The following is a 334-nucleotide window of genomic DNA, read 5'->3' on the forward strand; positions in this document are numbered from 1 at the left end:
AGAAGAAGCTATTTTTATTGATGGAACGAAGATCGAAGCTAATGCAAATAAATTTACTTTTGTTTGGCGGAAATCCACGGAACGATATAGTGAAAAGCTGATTGAAAAATCAAATCAACTGTACGATGAGTTGTTAGAAAAAGAAATTATTCCAGCCATTGAACAAGAAAGCGAAGAAGAGTTGTCGGTACAAGAACTTGAAGAAATCGTTGAAAAGTTAGACGAAAGAATCGAGGAATATGACGATAAGATTGAAGCGTGTGAAGTTGGAAGTGAGCGTAAGAAAATCCGTTCGGAACGTAAATTTCCAAAACAAGTTCGGAAGCAATTTGTG

General features: G+C 35.9%; 1 pseudogene. It reads left to right on the forward strand.

The features are described 5' to 3' along the window. A pseudogene (locus L3V42_RS18115) lies at positions 1 to 334 on the forward strand (IS5/IS1182 family transposase); the annotation flags it as partial.

This window comes from Oceanobacillus alkalisoli, assembly GCF_022213125.1.
In the GTDB taxonomy this organism is placed as follows: domain Bacteria; phylum Bacillota; class Bacilli; order Bacillales; family Amphibacillaceae; genus Oceanobacillus; species Oceanobacillus alkalisoli.